Genomic DNA, 16,659 nt, shown 5'->3' on the forward strand with positions numbered 1-16,659 from the left:
GGGTGCGTGATCGTCACAGTGACCCGCTCGGCGCCCTACCCACGGTGTACGGTGGCGCCGTCCGGCGGGGTGCCGGCCGATGGTCGACGCCACCTGATCATTTGCCGCCCACGAAACCCGGAACGCGGACGGCGCGTTACGTTGGACATCCGGACCGCCGATGGTCCGGCAGGGTGCAACACGCCCCGAAGCGGGCATTGAGTAGGAGTGAGGTCGGGGAGAGACGTGCCGAGCAACGCTGGAACCACCCGTCTGGTCATCGTCGAGTCACCGGCGAAGGCCAAGACGATCTCGGGCTACCTCGGCCCGGGGTACGTCGTGGAGGCCAGCTTCGGCCACGTCCGGGACCTGCCCCGCAACGCCGCCGAGATCCCGGCCGCCTACGAGGACAAGCCCTGGGCCCGGCTCGGCGTGGACGTGGACAACGGCTTCGCCGCCCTCTACGTGGTCTCCGCCGACCGACGCAAGCAGATCACCAAGCTGAAGTCGCTGGCCAAGGAGGTGGACGAGATCTTCCTCGCCACCGACGAGGACCGCGAGGGCGAGGCGATCGCCTGGCACCTCGTGGAGACGCTGAAGCCCAAGGTGCCGGTCAAGCGGATGGTCTTCCACGAGATCACCAAGCCGGCCATCCAGGCCGCGGTGGCCAACCCTCGGGAGATCGACCGAGACCTGGTCGACGCCCAGGAAGCCCGGCGCATCCTCGACCGGCTCTACGGCTACGAGGTCTCCCCGGTGCTCTGGCGCAAGGTCCGCAGCGGCCTGTCCGCCGGCCGGGTGCAGTCCGTGGCGACCCGGATCGTGGTCGAGCGGGAGCGGCAGCGGATGGCGTTCCGCACCGCCGAGTACTGGGACATCCTGGCCACCCTGGCGGTCGCGAACCCCGGCGAGGGGCCGCGCACCTTCAACGCCACCCTGATCGCGCTGGACGGCGACCGGATCGCCACCGGCAAGGACTTCGAGCCCACCACGGGCCGGGTCCGGGCCGGCGCGGGCGTGGTGCACCTCGACGAGAGCGGGGCCCGGGGGCTGGCCGCGCGGCTGGACGGTCGGCCGTTCACGGTCACCCGGGTTGAGGAGAAGCCCTACCGCCGCCGCCCGTACGCGCCGTTCATCACCTCGACCCTCCAGCAGGAGGCGGCCCGCAAGCTGCGGTTCTCGTCGCAGCAGACGATGCGCACCGCGCAGCGGCTCTACGAGAACGGCTACATCACCTACATGCGTACCGACTCGGTGAACCTGTCGGAGACCGCCATCTCGGCGGCCCGCCGGCAGATCGTCGAGCTGTACGGCGAGCGCAGCGTGCCGCCGGAGCCGCGCCGCTACACCGGCAAGGTGAAGAACGCGCAGGAGGCGCACGAGGCGATCCGCCCGGCGGGGGACAACTTCCGCACCCCGGGCGAGGTGGCCAAGGAGCTGTCCGCCGAGGAGTTCAAGCTCTACGAGCTGATCTGGCGGCGCACCATCGCCTCGCAGATGACCGACGCGGTCGGCTCCAGCGTCTCGGTGCGCATCCGCGCGATCTCCTCCACGAGCGAGGAGGTCGACTTCGGCGCGACCGGCAAGACCATCACCGACCCCGGCTTCCTGCGCGCGTACGTCGAGTCGAGCGACGACGAGAACGCCGAGGCCGAGGACGCCGAGCGGCGGCTGCCCACCCTCACCAAGGACCAGCCGCTCACCGCCGACGAGCTGGCCGCCCAGGGCCACCACACCCAGCCGCCCGCCCGCTACACCGAGGCGTCGCTGGTCAAGGCGCTGGAGGAGCTCGGCATCGGCCGCCCGTCGACGTACGCGTCGATCATGCAGACCATCCAGGACCGCGGGTACGTCTCCAAGCGCGGCCAGGCCATGATCCCGTCGTTCCTGGCGTTCGCCGTGATCGGGCTGCTGGAGCGGCACTACCCGCGCCTCATCGACTACGACTTCACGGCCAGCATGGAGAACGAGCTGGACGAGATCGCCGGCGGTGACCACGCCGCGGTCGACTTCCTCACCTCGTTCTACTTCGGCAGCGCCAACGGCACCGGCGACCAGGCCATCGCTCACGCGGGCGGGCTGAAAAAGCTGGTCACCGAGAACCTCAGCGAGATCGACGCCCGCAGCGTCAACTCGATCCCGCTCTTCACCGACGAGGACGGGCGCGAGGTCGTCGTCCGGGTCGGCCGCTACGGGCCGTACCTCCAGCGGGCGATGCCGGGCGAGCAGCCCACGCCGCCCGCGGAGGGCGAGGAGGGTGGCGGCCAGGGCGACCGGGCGCCGATCCCCGAGGGGCTGGCCCCCGACGAGCTGACCCCGGAGAAGGTGCACGAGCTGTTCCTCGGCGGCGGGGGCGAGCGCAAGCTCGGCGACGACCCGGCCACCGGCGAGCCGATCCTGCTCAAGTCCGGCCGGTTCGGCCCGTACGTGGCCAGCGGCGAGCGGAAGTCCTCGCTGCTGCGCTCGCAGTCGCCGGACAGCCTCACCTTCGATCAGGCGTTGCAGCTGCTCAGCCTGCCCCGGCTCATCGGCACCGACCCCGAGGGCAACGAGGTGCTCGCCAACAACGGCCGCTACGGCCCGTACGTCAAGCGCGGTGACGAGTTCCGCTCGCTGGACTCGGAAGACAAGATGTTCACCGTCACGCTGGACGAGGCGCTCGCCCTGCTGGCCGCCCCGAAGACCCGCCAGCGCCGGGCCGCCGCGCCGCCGCTGCGGGAGATGGGCAACGACCCGCTCACCGAGAAGCCGCTGGTCATCAAGGACGGGCGGTTCGGCCCGTACGTGACGGACGGGGAGACCAACGCCTCGCTGCGGCGTGCGCAGACCCCGGAGGCGCTGACCCTGGAGGAAGCCTCCGAGATGCTCGCCGAGAAGCGGGCGAAGGGTCCGGCGCCGAAGAAGAAGGCGGCGAAGAAGGCCGCCCCGGCCAAGAAGACGACGGCGGCCAAGAAGACCGCTGCCGCGACGAAGTCCACGGCCGCCAAGAAGACCACGACAGCCAAGGCCACGGCAAAGAAGGCCCCAGCGAAGAAGGCGGCCCCGAAGAAGGCCACCACGTCGTCGGAGTAGGTCGCTCCACTTCGAGATCTTGGAAGGAAAGGGCCCTCATGGGGGCCGGTTCCTTCCAAGATCTTTCTTTGTCCACAGGGGCGGTGGGAAGGGGCGCGCCTCGGGCAGGGTCGGTCAGGTGGAGACTTCCTGGGCGGCGTTGCGGCGGGCGATGCCGCGCGATGACGCGGACGAGCTGAGCTGGTTGCTGTTCCGACAGGACGACGTGATCGGCCTGGGGCAAGCGCGGGAGCACCTGACCCGCAAGGCGATCCGGCACCGGGTGGTGACCGGTCGCTGGCGCCAGGTGCACCGGGCGGTGCTGGTCGCACACAACGGTCCGATCGGTGCGGTCCAGCTGCGGTGGATCGCCGTGCTGGCCGCCGGGCCCACCGCGCTGCTCGGTGGGCTCACCGCCGCCCACGCGGGCGGGCTGCGCGGGTTCCCCGACCGTGTGGTGCACCTGCTGCTTCCGGCAGCCGTTCGTCGTGCCCCGCTGCCGACGGGCGTCCGGGCACACCGCACGAGCCACCTACCGGACCGGGACGTGCTGCCCGTGGCGCAGCCACCCCGGACGGCCGCCGCCCGAGCGGTCGTCGACGCGGCCCAGTGGGCTCCCAGCGACGGGCAGGCCCGGGCCATCGTCGCGGCAGCCTTCCAGCAGCGGCTGGTGGGCGGTGACGACCTGCACGAGGTCGTCGACCGGATGCCGCGCCTCCGCCGGCGCCGGCTGATTCTGACCACCGCGACGGACGCCGCAGGCGGCGCGCACTCGCTGGGCGAGCTGGACCTGTTGAGCCTGGTTCGCCGGGCCGGGCTGCCGGAGCCGACGCGCCAGCAGGTCCGACGGGATGCCGCCGGCCGGCGCCGGTATCTGGACGCGTACTTCGAGGAGTGGCGGGTGCATGTCGAGGTCGACGGTGGCCAGCACCTCGACCCCGCCCACGCCTGGGCCGACATGCGTCGGCAGAACGATCTCTGGGTGGAGGGCGACCGGGTCCTCCGTTTTCCCTCCTGGGCCCTTCGTGCCGACCCCGAAGGCGTTGTCGCCCAGCTACAGGCCGCCCTGCGCGCCGCCGGCTGGCCCGGCTGACGGATCGAGGAGGCGTTACTCGCCCAGGACCTGGTTCAGGTACGGATTCGTGAAGCGGCGGTCGGGGTCCAGGCGGTCGCGGACCGTCCGGAAGTCTCCGAACTTCGGGTACGCCGCAGCCAGCGACTCCGCGTCCCGCCAGTGCAGCTTGCCCCAGTGGGGGCGGCCGCCCAGTTCGGTGGCGACCTTTTCGAACGCCCGGAAGTACGGCTCGTACGGCATTCCCACGTACTGGTGGATGGCGACGTACGCGGAGTCCCGCCCGTAGCCGTGGGAGAGCCAGATGTCGTCGGCGGCGGTGAACCGCACCTCGACCGGGAATAGCACCTTGAACGGCAGCCCGTCCACGATCCGCCGCAGTTCGGTCAGGGCGGTGGGCAGGGCGGCGCGCGGGAGGCCGTACTCCATCTCCACGAAGCGGACCCGGCGCGGGGTGCAGAAGACCCGGTCGGAGCGGCCCGTGTAGGTGCGTTCGGTGAGCGCCCGGGCGGAGATCGCGCTGATCCCGGGTGCGAGGGCCGGCACGGCGCGACCGAGCCGGCAGGCCCCGGCGAAGACGGTGTTGGAGAGGAACTCGTCGTCCAGCCAGCCGCGCCAGCGGGGCAGCGGCCGGTCGTCGGCGGGCACCCGGTCGTTGGCCTTGACCTGCACCCGGTCGGTATAGGGGAACCAGTAGAACTCGGCGTGGTCGTGCCGCTCGACCAGGCCGGGCAGGTCGTTGAGCACGGCGGCGAGCGCGGCCGGCCGCTCGTGCGCGCGGAGCACGAAGGCGTCGACGCACCGCAGCGTGACCTCGACCAGCACGCCGACGGCGCCGAGCCCGACCCGCGCGGCGGCGAACACGTCGCGGTGCTCGTCGGCGGAGCAGCGCAGCACCTCGCCGGTGCCGGTGACCAGGGTCAGCGCGGTGACGAAGGTGGACAGGCAGCCGAGTTTCCCGCCGGTGCCGTGGGTGCCGGTGGAGAGCGCGCCGGCGACCGTCTGCGCGTCGATGTCGCCGAGGTTGGGCAGCGCCAGGCCGTGGCGGGCGAGCAGGTCGTTGAGCGTGTGCAGGGTCGTCCCGGCCGGTACGGTGACCAGGCGGCGAGCGGGGTCGACGGTGACCCCGGTGTCCAGGTCGGCGAGGTCGAGCCGGTGCCCGTCGGCGACGGCGGTGCCGGTGAAGGAGTGTCCGCTGCCCACCGCCCGGATCGTCCGGCCGGTGTCGGCGGCGTGGCGGACCGCCTCGACGACCTCCTCGACGGTGCGGGGGCGCACCGTCAGGGCGGCGGTGCTGCGCTGGTTGCCGGCCCAGTTGGACCAGGCGGCTGGCGTGCCGGCCATGGGGACGCTCCTCGACGTGAATATGAACTGACTTCATATCAGGAACGTTGTACCTGGTAAATACCGCAATCGAGCCCGGCTCGTTGTACCGGTAGTCACAGACTCGTGACGTGCAGATATGTTCATCCGTCGAAGGGGGGTGGCGCCGAGTGTCCACACCAGCCGCCACGACCGGGCCGCTGCGTCGGGTACCGGTGCAGGGTCGAAGTGTCGCGCGGGTCCAGCGGATGCTGGACGCCTGCGCCGAGCTCGTCGACGAGGTGGGGTACGAGGGCTTGACCACGACCCTTCTCGCCGAGCGTGCCGAGGTGGCGATCGGGTCGGTCTACCAGTTCTTTCCGGACAAGCGGGCCATCGTGCAGGCGCTGACGCTGCGCACGATGGAGTCCTATCTCCAGCGGCTCGACGAGCGGTTCTCCTCGCCCGACCTGACCCACTGGTGGGACGGGGTCGACGCGGCGATCGACGAGTACATCTCGATGCACCGCACGGTCCCCGGTTTCCGTACCCTGCACTTCGGCGACGTGGTCGACCTGCACCTGCTGGACGAGCAGCGGGACAACAACGGGGTGATCGCCGATCAGCTCGCCCGGGTGCTCACGGAACGGTTCGGTCTGGCCGGCGTGCCGGACCTGCGGTTCCATCTGGAGGTCGCGGTGGAGGCGGCCGACTCCCTGATCAAGCTGGCGTTCCGCCGGAAGACCGAGGGCGACGAGCGGGTGCTGGTCGAGGCCAAGGCGCTCATCCGGGAGTACCTGCACCGGCAGGTCGACGCCCGGACGGAGGCCGTGCAACAGAGTTGAGCAGGGCGTCACCGCCCCTGGTGCCGGCGGTGACGAAGCGGTGCGGCGCCCGGGGTGCGACCAGGCAGACGACGAGCGGCGGGTTCCCGAGATGTCCGGGACCCGCCGTCACCGTTCTAGAGGAACGCGTGGCCCTCGCCCCGGTAGGTCGGCACGGTGGCCACCACGCTGTCGCCGTCGACGAGATGCACCTCGTTGACGTGCTCGCACAGCTCGCCGGCCTTCGCGTGCCGGAACCACACCCGGTCGCCGATCCGCAGGGCGGTGGCGACGTCGCCGGCCAGCGGGGTCTGCACCTCGCCCGCGCCCTCCGCGCCCAGCAGCTTGAGCCCGGCCGGCAGCCACGGCCGGGGCAGCCGGCTGTCGGCGGCCGGGCCCGAGGCGATCCAGCCACCGCCGAGCACCGTGGCCAGCCCGGGCCCCGGGCGGCGGACCACCGCGCAGGCGAAGAACGCCGCCGGGGTCGGCCGCCAGGCACGGTACGCGTCGAAGAGTGTCGGCCCGTACAGGCCGGAGCCCGCGGTGACTTCGGTGACGGCGGGGTCGGCGCTGGTGGCGGCCACGCTGCCGGTGCCGCCACCGTTGACGAACTCCAGGTCGGCGTGCTCGCGTACCGCGGCGACGGCGGCCGCCCGGCGGGCCAGCAGTTCCCGGTACGACCCCCGCTGGGTGACCCGGATGGCCGTGCCGAGCACCGCCTGACCGGGCGGGGCGTCACCGAGGCCGGCGATCTGCGCCTCGTACGACATGAGGCCGACCAGCCGGAAGCCCGGCCGGCCGGCGACGGTGGCGGCGAGGCTGCCGGCCGCCCCGGCGCTGTGCACCGGGGATCGCCGCACGCCGACGTGCACCCGGCCGCCGAGGGGCCGCCAGGAGGCGTCGAGTTCGAGGCAGACCCGCAGCGCCGGCCGGCGATCGGGCGGGCAGACCTGGTCGACCAGGTCGAGCTGCCCGGCGTCGTCGACCATGAGGGTGACCGCGTCGGCGAGCGCCGGGTCGGCGGCCAGTTCGGCGAGCGCCCGCCGGTCGGCGGTCGGATAGGCGACCAGCACGTCGTCGCTGACGCCGCTGCGGGCCAGCCAGAGCGCCTCGGGGAGGGTGAACGCCATCACGCCGCGCCAGCCGGGCCGGGCCAGTGCCCGGGTCAGCAGCTCCCGGACCCGGACCGACTTGCTGGCGATCCGCACCGGCTTGCCGTCGGCACGGGCGACCAGCGCGTCGGCGTTCGCGTCGAAGGCGGAGAGATCGATCACCGCGTAGGGCGGGTCGAGGTGGGCGGTCGCCCGATCGAGGCGATCGCGAAGTTTGTCACGGTCGATGGCCACGTCTGCACGCTAACTGTCTGGACGCCAATGCGAAATACCCTCGCGTCTGTCCGGGCTGCGGGCGGTGGTTCCGGCGGCCTAGGCTCGGCGAGCAGGCGAATGTCGCGCAGGGGGACGCATCTCGCCGCGACTAGAGTGTTCCACCGGGAGGGCCCAGCTCTGGGCCGGCACGTGGAGGTACGGCCATCGAAAGCCAGAACAACGGCGAGTCGCCCGGCGTGTCGTCGCCCGCGGCCCAGGCCGACCGCTCCGGCGCCGCCGCCATCCGGTCGGTGCTGCGCATCCGGCCGTTCCGGCGGCTGTGGATCGTGCTCGGCGTCGCCTCCTTCGGCGACTGGCTCGGCCTGCTCGCCACCTCGGTCTTCGCCGCCGCCCAGGTCTCCGGCAGCACCGCCAAGGGCGCCGCGTTCGGCACGCTGATCGCGATCCGGCTGCTCCCGGCGCTGGTGCTCGGCCCGGTGGCCGGCGTCTTCGCCGACCGGTTCGACCGGCGCTGGACCATGGTCATCTGCGACCTGCTGCGCTTCGTGCTCTTCGCCTCCATCCCGCTCTACGCGCTCACCGGCGCCAGCGGCGGCCTGGTGGTCACCTGGGCGGCGATCGCCACCTTCCTCATCGAGACGGTCACCCTGCTGTGGATCCCGGCCAAGGAGGCCGCGGTCCCGAACCTCATCCCGCGGACCCGGCTGGAGACGGCCAACCAGCTCACCCTCATCACCACGTACGGCATCACGCCGATCGCCGCCGCGATCGTGGCCGCCGTGCTGGACCGCAGCGTGCGCGGGCTGGTCGGAGGCGACCTGCCCGACTGGGCCGAGCCGGCCCAGCTCGCGCTCTGGGTCAACTCGTTCTCCCGGCTGGCCACCGCGCTGGTCGTGGCGTTCGGGATCAAGGAGATCAGCCAGAGCCGGGGCGGTGAGCGCGAGCAGGCCGAGCAGACCATGGTCCGCCAGTTCGCCGAGGGCTGGAAGTTCATCGGCCAGACCCCACTGGTCCGCGGCCTGGTGCTCGGCATCTTCGGCGCCTTCGCGGGCGGCGGCATCGTGGTCGGCACGGCGAAGTTCTTCGCCGCCTCGCTCGGCGCCGGTGACGCCGCCTTCTTCCTGCTCTTCGGCGCGATCTTCATCGGCCTGGCGATCGGCATCGGGGCCGGCCCGATGATCGTCCGGGACATGTCCCGGCGCCGCTGGTTCGGCATGAGCATCGTGCTGGCCAGTGCCTCGGTGCTGGTGCTCGCCTTCGCCATCCACCTGTCCATGGCGATGCTCGGCGCGGTCCTGGTCGGCGCGGGCGCCGGCATGGCCTTCCTGGCCGGCACCACGCTGCTCGGCGGCGAGGTCGCCGACGAGGTCCGCGGCCGGGTGTTCGCGGTGGTGCAGATCGGCACCCGGCTGGTGCTGATCCTGGCCATCGCGCTGAGCAGCCTCCTGGTCGGCGTCGGCGGCTCCCGCCAGCTGACCATCGCCGACCTGGGCATCTCGGTCTCCTCGACCCGCCTGCTGCTGCTCGCCGCGGGCGCCGCCGGCATCTTCGCCGGGATCAGCGCCTTCGGCCAGATGGACGACAAGAAGGGCGTACCGGTCCTGGCCGACCTCTGGGGTTCGATCCGGGGCCGCCCGCTCATGCCGTCCGAGCCCTTCGTCTCCAGCGGCCTCTTCGTGGTCTTCGAGGGCGGCGAGGGAGCCGGCAAGTCCACCCAGCTCACCGCGCTCGCCGAGCGCCTGCGCGGGCAGGGCCGCGACGTCGTGGTCACCCGGGAGCCGGGGGCCACCGGCATCGGCGAGCGCATCCGCTCGCTGGTGCTGGAGACCTCCGACGACGATGCCCCGTCGCCGCGCGCCGAGGCGCTGCTCTACGCCGCCGACCGGGCGCACCACGTCGCCACGGTGGTCCGGCCCGCGCTGGTCCGTGGCGCGGTGGTGGTCAGCGACCGGTACGTCGACTCGTCGCTGGCCTACCAGGGGGCCGGGCGGACCCTGCCGGTGCAGGAGGTCTCCTGGCTCTCCTCGTGGGCCACCGGCGGGCTCAAGCCCGACCTCGTGGTGCTCCTCGACGTCGACCCGCACACCGGCCGGTCCCGGGTCGACTCCCGCAACCAGGGCGCCGACCGGCTGGAGGCCGAGTCGCTCGCGTTCCACGAGCGGGTCCGGTACGCGTTCCTCGACCTGGCCGCCGCCGACCCCAAGCGCTACCTGGTGCTCGACGCGTCCCGCCCGGTCGAGGAGATCGCCGCGGCGGTCGCCCGCCGGGTGGACGAGTTCCTCCTCGACCCGGCCGCCATCGTGCACCCGCGCCCGGCCCAGGGCCCCGACACCACGGTCCAGCCCGAGTTATCCGACGCGGAGCTGGTGACGATGGAACGCCCCCAGCGATGACCGACGTCTTCGCCGACCTGGTCGGGCAGGACGAGGCGGTGGCCACGCTCCGGCGGGCCGCGGCCTCGGCCGCCGCCCTGCTGCGTGTCACCGCGCCCGCGGTGACGCGGGCGGGCACCCCGGCGGCCGGCGGAGCGGACCCGGACGGCGGGCACGACGACCTCGACGCGCTCGCCGAGGAGTTCGACGAGCCGGGCGACGCCACCCGTCAGGGCGCCGAGGGCGTCAACCCGGGCGCCGGGATGACCCACGCCTGGATCTTCACGGGGCCGCCCGGTTCCGGCCGGTCGGTGGCCGCGCGCGCCTTCGCCGCCGCCCTCCAGTGCGTGCACGGCACCGGCTGCGGTCACTGCCCCGGCTGCCACACCACCCTCGCCGGCACGCACGCCGACGTGCGGCTGGTGGTGCCCGAGGGGCTCTCCATCGGCGTGAGCGAGATGCGCGCGCTGGTGCTGCGGGCGGCCAGCACGCCGTCCGGCGGCCGCTGGCAGGTGGTCATCATCGAGGACGCCGACCGGCTCACCGAGGCCGCCGGCAACGCGCTGCTCAAGGCGGTCGAGGAGCCGCCGCCGCGTACCGTCTTCCTGCTCTGCGCCCCCTCCACCCACCCGGACGACATCTCGGTGACCATCCGGTCGCGGTGCCGGATCGTGCCGCTGCGGCAGCCGCCGGCCGGCGCGGTGGCCGAGGTGCTCGTACGCCGGGACGGCATCGCCCTCGACGTGGCCGAGTGGGCCGCCGCGGCGGCGCAGGGGCACGTGGGCCGGGCCCGGCGGCTGGCCCGCGATCCGGAGGCCCGGCAGCGGCGCGACGCCGTGCTCGCCGTGCCGCGCCGGCTGACCGGGGTCGGTGCCGCGTTCGACGCCGCCTCGGCGCTGATCGAGGCGGCGGAGGCGGAGGCCGCCGCGGCGGTCGCCGAGATCGACGAGACGGAGAAGGCCGCGCTCCAGACCGCGCTCGGCGCGGGCGGCACCGGCCGGGGTGCGGCCGGGGCCATGCGGGGCGCCGCCGGGCAGCTCAAGGACCTGGAGCGGCGGCAGAAGTCGCGGGCCACCCGGGCGCAGCGGGACGCGCTCGACCGGGCGCTGGTCGACCTGGCCGGCTTCTACCGGGACGCGCTCACCATGGCGCTGCGGGCACCGGTCGCCCCCGTGCACACCGACACCGCGGCGCTCGCCGGGGCCGGCGCGCAGAAGTGGGACGCCGAGGGGGCGCTGCGCCGGCTGGAGGCCGTGCTGGAATGCCGGACGGCGATCGAGGCGAACGTCAAGCCGCGGATCGCGGTGGAGGCCATGATGCTCGCGCTGTGGCGGGGCTGACCACCTTTCGACGTTGTCCACAGGGCATCGACAGGCTTTGTTGACTGAGGTACGGTCCGGTGTGGCCGCGCGGTGACCATGGCGGCACGCTCAGTGATGAGGTCAGCCGGGAGGAGTCCGCCGATGCCACGCGGGGAGATCGACGAGGCCTGGATCGAGGAGGCGGTGCGGCGCTACCGGCGCATCGAGACCCTCCAGGCCGAGTTCGACCAGGCGGTGGCGACGGTCGAGGTCACCGTCCGCTCGCCGGACGGCCTCGTCGAGGTGGTGGTGACCGCCGGCGGGCGGATCACCGACGTGCGGTTCCTCGGCCCGCTGCACCAGCGCAACCCCCGGGACGTCGCCGGCTCGGTGCAGGCCGCCGTGACCGCCGCCGCCGACGCGGCGCAGTGGGCCCGCGAGAAGCTGCACAACGAGACCTTCGCGGCCTACCGGCCGCTGGCGGGAGCCTGAGATGGAGACGCTGCGCGCGCTGGCCGCCCGCCTGGACGAGGCCGGGGCGACCCTCGCCACGCTGGCCCACACGGTGACCGCAACCGACCCGCCCCACCCCGCGTTCGGCGCACACGCCGGCGGCCGGCCCGGCGAGGTCGGCCGGGCCCTGCACCGGCAGTGGACCGCCGCCACCGGCGACCGGGCCCGCGAGGCGCAGGCCGCCGCCGCCCGGCTGGCCGCCGCCGCGGCCGCCCTGCGCAGCGCCGCCGACCGCTACCCGGCGACCGACGAGTCCGTCGCGCGGCGGCTCGCCCGGGAGGCGTGATGGACGCCCTCGACCGCCTCGCCGAGCCGGGTCTCGACCTGCTCACCCAGGTGGACGCGCTGCTCGCCGCCGGCGCGCCCGAGGGACACCGGCTCTGGCCGCTGCTGCGCCGGATGCAGGTGCTCCCTGGCGCGGCCGTGCGCGAGTTCCTCGACCTGCACCCCGCGCCGCTGACCGGCGCCGGCCACGCCGTGCGCCGGCTCGTCCGGGGGTACGACGACACCTGCGCCGCCCTCGCCGACCCGGTCGCCTGGTCGGGGCCGGCCGCCGCGGCCTACGACGAGGCCCGCACCGCCCTGCTCCGGCACCTCGACGAGGGGCCGGAGAGCCTCGTCGGGCGGCTGGAGTCGACCGCCGGCTACGCCGACGCGCTGGCCGACTGGGTGGAGCGGAGCCGGCTCGCGCTGGCCCGGGCGCTGGCCGAGGTGCTGCGCTCGGCCGAGGCGGTCACCGTGCACGTCGCCACCCGCCCGGGTGCCGAGGCCGGGCGCTCCGGGCCCCTCGCGGCGGCCGAGATCGCCGACCGGGTGCTGGGCGTGCTCGGGGTGGCCTACGACGGCGCGGAGACGCTGCTGCGCCAGTGGGCGCCGAGTCTGGCCGAGACGACCTGGCGGGACCGGGTCACGAGCGGTCCCCGCTACGGCGGCACCACCCGGATCGGGCACTGACCGGGGCGTGGCAGGTCCACGGCGTCGCGCACCGGAGCGGCCGTGGCCGGGCTCCGGCGGCGACGCCGTGGCCTTCCCCTGCACCCCCCGCAGGTATGGATTCACTCAACGCGGTCGACGGCCGTTTGTCCCGTAGCCGACTCATGTTTCAACCGTCCGGGCGAGGATCAATCACACGAGGGGTCGGCTCCGGTTCGGTCGAGTCGACAATCATGGATCGCTGCGCCCGGTGACCGGACGGCGACGGGCGACCGTCCCGGTGCCGCGCGAAGGTCGTAGGGTGGTGGGCATGGGCATGCTCTGCGCGGTCAGTTTCAACCGGTACGGGCGCCTCTTCTACCTCGATCCCGGTGAGCTGCGCCCGCAGGTGGGCGACAAGGTGCTGGTGCCCACCGACGACGGGCCCGAGGTGGCCGAGTGCGTCTGGGCCGCGCAGTGGGTCAGCGAGGACACCGAAGGCTTCCCCCGCCTCGCCGGCCTGGCGGGAGACGAGGACCTGCGGCGCGACGAGTTGCTGCGCCGGCGCAAGGCCGACGCCAAGGTGGCCGCCAAGCGGCTGATCCGCGAGCACGGCCTGCCCATGAAGGTGGTGGCCATCGACCACGTCTTCGCCACCCCGGAGACCGGCAGCGACCGGACGACCGTCTATTTCACCGCGCCGCACCGGGTCGACTTCCGCTCCCTCGTCCGCGACCTCGGCGCGACCCTGCACTGCCGGGTCGAGCTGCGCCAGCTCTCGGCCCGGGACTCGGCCCGCGTGCAGGGCGGGATCGGTTCCTGCGGGCGGGACCTGTGCTGCGCCACCTTCCTCACCGACTTCGAGCCGGTGACCATCCGGATGGCCAAGGACCAGGACCTGCCGCTCAACCCGCTGCGCATCTCCGGGGCGTGCGGCCGGCTGATGTGCTGCCTCAAGTACGAGCACCCGCTGTACCAGCGGTTCCAGGAGTCCGCGCCGGCCATCGGCAGCCGCGTCTCCACGCCCGAGGGCGAGGGCAAGGTGGTCGGCCACAGCGTCCCCCGCGACTCGGTGACGGTCCGCCTCGACGCGGACGGCTCCCGCTGCTCGTGCAGCCGCGCCTCGGTCTGCGCCCCCCGCCAAGCCCACGACCAGCACTACTCCTGACCCGTCCCGCGGCCTCCCCGCGGCGGGTCTCAGCAGAGGATGATCGGGGGTTCGGCCAGGCGGGGGGTCAGGGGGGTCTTCGGGAGGATCCAGCTCGCGGTGGGGGATTCGTCCGGGTTGAGCTGCCAGTTGTGGGAGACCTTGTCGACCGCGATCGGGTAGATGGTCAGGGTGCCGTCCGGGTCGATGCGGAAGCGGAGGAACGACTTCGAGTCCTCGATGCCCTGGCCGGCGAAGAGCTCGTTGACGTTCACACCGAATGAGCCGGCCACCAGCAGGTAGAGCGCCACCAGCTGGCTGGCGACCAGCCCGCTCACCGGCCCGTACAGGACCGCGGCGGCGACCGCCGGCAGTGGCCACGGCCAGTCGTAGAGGGGCAGTTGCAGCCAGAGCCAGGTGCCGCCGGCGGCCAGCGCCACGTGGGCCAGCCCGTGCGTCACGCCGAGGATCCAGTGCCGGGCGTGCCGCTTCCCGCCGGAGCTGGGCGGCTTGGCGAAGAACGCCGCGCTCAACAGGGTCACCACCAGCATGATCACCAACGGGACGCTGAGCAGCCGCTGCTCGGTCGTGCCCACCTGATTCGCCGCGACCCCGGCCATGGCCAGCATGAGCAGCGTGTGCAGGGTGCCCAGCAGGGTGGTGAAACCCGGGTTGCGGAACGGCAGCCGGGCGAAGATCCCCCAGCCGTACCGCCGGGAGCGGGCCTTGTCCGGATAGCGGGCGGCCAGCTCGTACTCGCGGGTGCGGCTGGACCGGCGGGCCAGGGTGTCCCGGGGCGGCACCTCCAGCCGCTCGGGCAACTGATGGGTGGGGTAGAGGTAGGCGCCGCCGCCCCCGCAGGTGATGAGCTGCCGCTCCGGGCCGGTGTAGCGGGCGTAGTGGTGCAGGTCGCCGGAGACCAGCAGCCGCACCTGCGCGCCGGTGGGCGCGACGATCGTACGGATGAAGTAGTCGATCGAGTCGTAGGCCGTGGGGTGGTCGTGGGCCTTCACCCAGGTCGGCGCCGGCACCGCAAGGATCACCTTGGCCCGCGGGCCGAGCTTCCGGGCGACCTCGTCGAAGTAGGTGAGCTGCGGGTCGTCCAGGTACGAGCCCGACTGGTCGTCGAGGCCCAGCAGCCACCAGTCGGCCGGCAACTCCACGGCGAAGTACGAGCGGGACTGGCCGGTACCCCAGCCCGCGAAGTGCCGGTCCCGGGACCGGACGAACAGCCGCAGGAACGCGGTCAGGCCGTCGTACCAGTCGTGGTTGCCGGGCACCGCGAACAGCGTCGGCCGCTGCGGCGGCGCGATCGGCAGCGCGGCCTGGTACGGCCCCTTGCACCGGTCCTCGTACGCCTCGTAGGCGGCCGACGGGTAGACCTGGTCGCCGCCCATCACCAGGGTCTGCGCCCGGGGCAGCCGGTGCCCGTCCACCTCCAGTTCCGGCTGGGCGAGCAGGTACGCGACCGAGTACGTGGCGTCGAACCCGTCGCCCAGGTCGGCCACGTAGTCCAGCCAGAGCCCGCCGTCCGGCCCCACCTGCCGGAACGTGCCGTCACCGAACGCGTTCTGCAGCTCGCGCTTGTCCAGGTACGCCCCGAACAGCATCGCCAGCAGAGTCCGTAGCCCGGTGCTGATGAGCAGCAGCGGCGCAAGCCAGGGGACCGGCTTCCGCGGGGTGAAGCCCAACTCCAGCGGGTCCAGGCTGCGTGGCCGCCGGCTGGCCCGCTCGCCGGGATGCGCCTCGGGGATCGGCTGCTGCGGCGGTACGTGATCGTCACTCACCCGCCGCAGGGTAGTCCCGACCGGGCGCGAAGTCTCTCCCGCGGAAGTACTGAAACTCCCGGATGTCCGGATCGAGGTGAGGGGGGATCCCGTTCGGCGTCCGGCGGGGTGTGCCGTACACTTGACGATCGTTGCCGCCTTAGCTCAGTCGGCTAGAGCGACGCACTCGTAATGCGTAGGTCGACGGTTCGATTCCGTCAGGCGGCTCGGTGAAGAAGCCCAGGTCATTGGCCTGGGCTTCGCCGTTTTCCAAGGTCGATCACGTCGCCGCTGGCCCGTCGAGTCCTTGAACAGTCCTTGCCCCGTGCCGCGACCGCCTCGTCCAGCCGGTTGGCGACCGCGTTCAGGTCGTCGTCAAAGCCTCGCAGTCCAGCATTTACCTGGCATCGAGCCCTCGCGCCGGCGACTTACACAGCACGTACGTCAACAGCAAATGCCAGCGCACCCCATGGCCCACCGCGGTCCTCGACCAACGGAACCGCGACGCCATCTGGACACTCTGCGAAAAGCTAGCCAGCTAACACGCGTGACGCCCCGAGCTCTCGTCATACGCCACGACGCCGCAGCGCCCACCACGGCCGACTCTGCACGACGCGCGGTTCTGTGATCCGACAGCTGATGTGCGACGCAGTTCTGCCAGGTGATGTGCGACGGACGGTCTAGGAAACTGAGGTAGCGATCCGCGGTCGCTGGCCTTTGATGCTACGGACTGGCTGGGTGGTGGTGCGCCTGACGACCTTGGTGTCGCCGTCGGTGAGTTCGATGGCCAGGGTCGTCTCGGAGACGGTCACGGTGACTGTCTCGTGCTGGTGGAGTCGGCCGAGGGCGACCTTCTGACCGGCGACCATGATGATTCCGCTGTTGGAGGCCCCGGGCCAGTAGCCGGTACCCCGAGCGGTCACCGCCGGGGGTCAGCACGGCGTCACCGCATGCAGGCGTTCAGGACATCACGGCGCGCTCCACAGCGCGCCGCATACCGATCACGTGATGGAGGATGCGATCCGTGTCGTATCCGGTTGCGGCGGATGGTGGCCGAGTGGGACCTGAAATGCCCACGGTTCTCGACGGCGA

The 16,659-nt window shown here is 72.8% G+C and carries 12 protein-coding genes and 1 tRNA gene; 10 read left to right on the forward strand and 3 right to left on the reverse strand.

Going from position 1 to position 16,659, the window contains the following annotated elements:
* Positions 1-225: 225 nt before the first annotated feature.
* Together topA and ABZW14_RS01610 are read left to right on the forward strand one after the other, a co-directional pair.
* Positions 226-3,051 carry a type I DNA topoisomerase gene (topA, locus tag ABZW14_RS01605; RefSeq protein WP_355338051.1) on the forward strand — a complete coding sequence of 942 codons (2,826 nt, stop codon included), beginning with the start codon at positions 226-228 and terminating at the stop codon, positions 3,049-3,051.
* Positions 3,052-3,169: 118 nt separating this feature from the next.
* Positions 3,170-4,123, forward strand: coding sequence for a DUF559 domain-containing protein (locus ABZW14_RS01610; protein WP_355338054.1), 954 nt, complete (start codon positions 3,170-3,172; stop codon positions 4,121-4,123).
* Between the two features lie 15 nt (positions 4,124-4,138).
* Here ABZW14_RS01610 and ABZW14_RS01615 read toward each other — a convergent pair whose 3' ends face one another.
* Positions 4,139-5,446 carry a D-arabinono-1,4-lactone oxidase gene (locus tag ABZW14_RS01615; RefSeq protein ID WP_355338057.1) on the reverse strand — a complete coding sequence of 436 codons (1,308 nt, stop codon included), beginning with the start codon at positions 5,444-5,446 and terminating at the stop codon, positions 4,139-4,141.
* 227 nt (positions 5,447-5,673) lie between these two features.
* Here ABZW14_RS01615 and ABZW14_RS01620 point away from each other — a divergent pair, with 227 nt between their 5' ends.
* The gene (locus tag ABZW14_RS01620) at positions 5,674-6,249 is read left to right on the forward strand and encodes a TetR family transcriptional regulator (protein WP_154229631.1); all 576 of its coding nucleotides are present in this window, start codon (positions 5,674-5,676) and stop codon (positions 6,247-6,249) included.
* A 116-nt stretch (positions 6,250-6,365) separates the two neighbouring features.
* Here ABZW14_RS01620 and ABZW14_RS01625 read toward each other — a convergent pair whose 3' ends face one another.
* Positions 6,366-7,574 carry an amino acid deaminase/aldolase gene (locus ABZW14_RS01625; protein WP_355338060.1) on the reverse strand — a complete coding sequence of 403 codons (1,209 nt, stop codon included), beginning with the start codon at positions 7,572-7,574 and terminating at the stop codon, positions 6,366-6,368.
* Positions 7,575-7,846: 272 nt separating this feature from the next.
* Here ABZW14_RS01625 and tmk point away from each other — a divergent pair, with 272 nt between their 5' ends.
* From tmk to ricT, 6 genes are all read left to right on the forward strand, one after another.
* Positions 7,847-9,949: a dTMP kinase gene (tmk, locus tag ABZW14_RS01630; RefSeq protein ID WP_355339364.1), complete on the forward strand. Its 2,103-nt coding sequence runs from the start codon at positions 7,847-7,849 to the stop codon at positions 9,947-9,949.
* Entirely contained in the window at positions 9,946-11,268 is a 1,323-nt protein-coding gene (locus ABZW14_RS01635) for a DNA polymerase III subunit delta' (RefSeq protein WP_355338063.1), read from the forward strand. Before tmk ends, ABZW14_RS01635 begins: the two co-directional genes overlap by 4 nt.
* Positions 11,269-11,391: 123 nt before the next feature.
* Positions 11,392-11,721, forward strand: coding sequence for a YbaB/EbfC family nucleoid-associated protein (locus ABZW14_RS01640; RefSeq protein ID WP_091261137.1), 330 nt, complete (start codon positions 11,392-11,394; stop codon positions 11,719-11,721).
* A gap of 1 nt (position 11,722) precedes the next feature.
* Positions 11,723-12,028 carry a hypothetical protein gene (locus ABZW14_RS01645; RefSeq protein ID WP_355338066.1) on the forward strand — a complete coding sequence of 102 codons (306 nt, stop codon included), beginning with the start codon at positions 11,723-11,725 and terminating at the stop codon, positions 12,026-12,028.
* Complete coding sequence (locus tag ABZW14_RS01650; protein WP_355338069.1) at positions 12,028-12,696, forward strand: hypothetical protein; 669 nt, start codon at positions 12,028-12,030, stop codon at positions 12,694-12,696. The genes ABZW14_RS01645 and ABZW14_RS01650 overlap by 1 nt, the downstream gene beginning before the upstream one ends.
* 289 nt (positions 12,697-12,985) lie before the next feature.
* The gene (ricT, locus tag ABZW14_RS01655) at positions 12,986-13,822 is read left to right on the forward strand and encodes a regulatory iron-sulfur-containing complex subunit RicT (protein ID WP_154229637.1); all 837 of its coding nucleotides are present in this window, start codon (positions 12,986-12,988) and stop codon (positions 13,820-13,822) included.
* A gap of 29 nt (positions 13,823-13,851) precedes the next feature.
* On the opposite strand, the gene ABZW14_RS01660 is transcribed toward ricT, so the two are convergent.
* Positions 13,852-15,555, reverse strand: coding sequence for a metallophosphoesterase (locus ABZW14_RS01660; protein WP_355339367.1), 1,704 nt, complete (start codon positions 15,553-15,555; stop codon positions 13,852-13,854).
* 166 nt (positions 15,556-15,721) lie between these two features.
* Between ABZW14_RS01660 and ABZW14_RS01665 the strand changes: the two genes are divergently transcribed.
* Positions 15,722-15,795, forward strand: a tRNA-Thr gene (locus tag ABZW14_RS01665).
* The last annotated feature ends 864 nt before the right edge of the window (positions 15,796-16,659 follow it).

The sequence above is a fragment of the Micromonospora sp. NPDC004551 genome (assembly GCF_040609975.1).
Taxonomy (GTDB): Bacteria; Actinomycetota; Actinomycetes; order Mycobacteriales; family Micromonosporaceae; genus Micromonospora.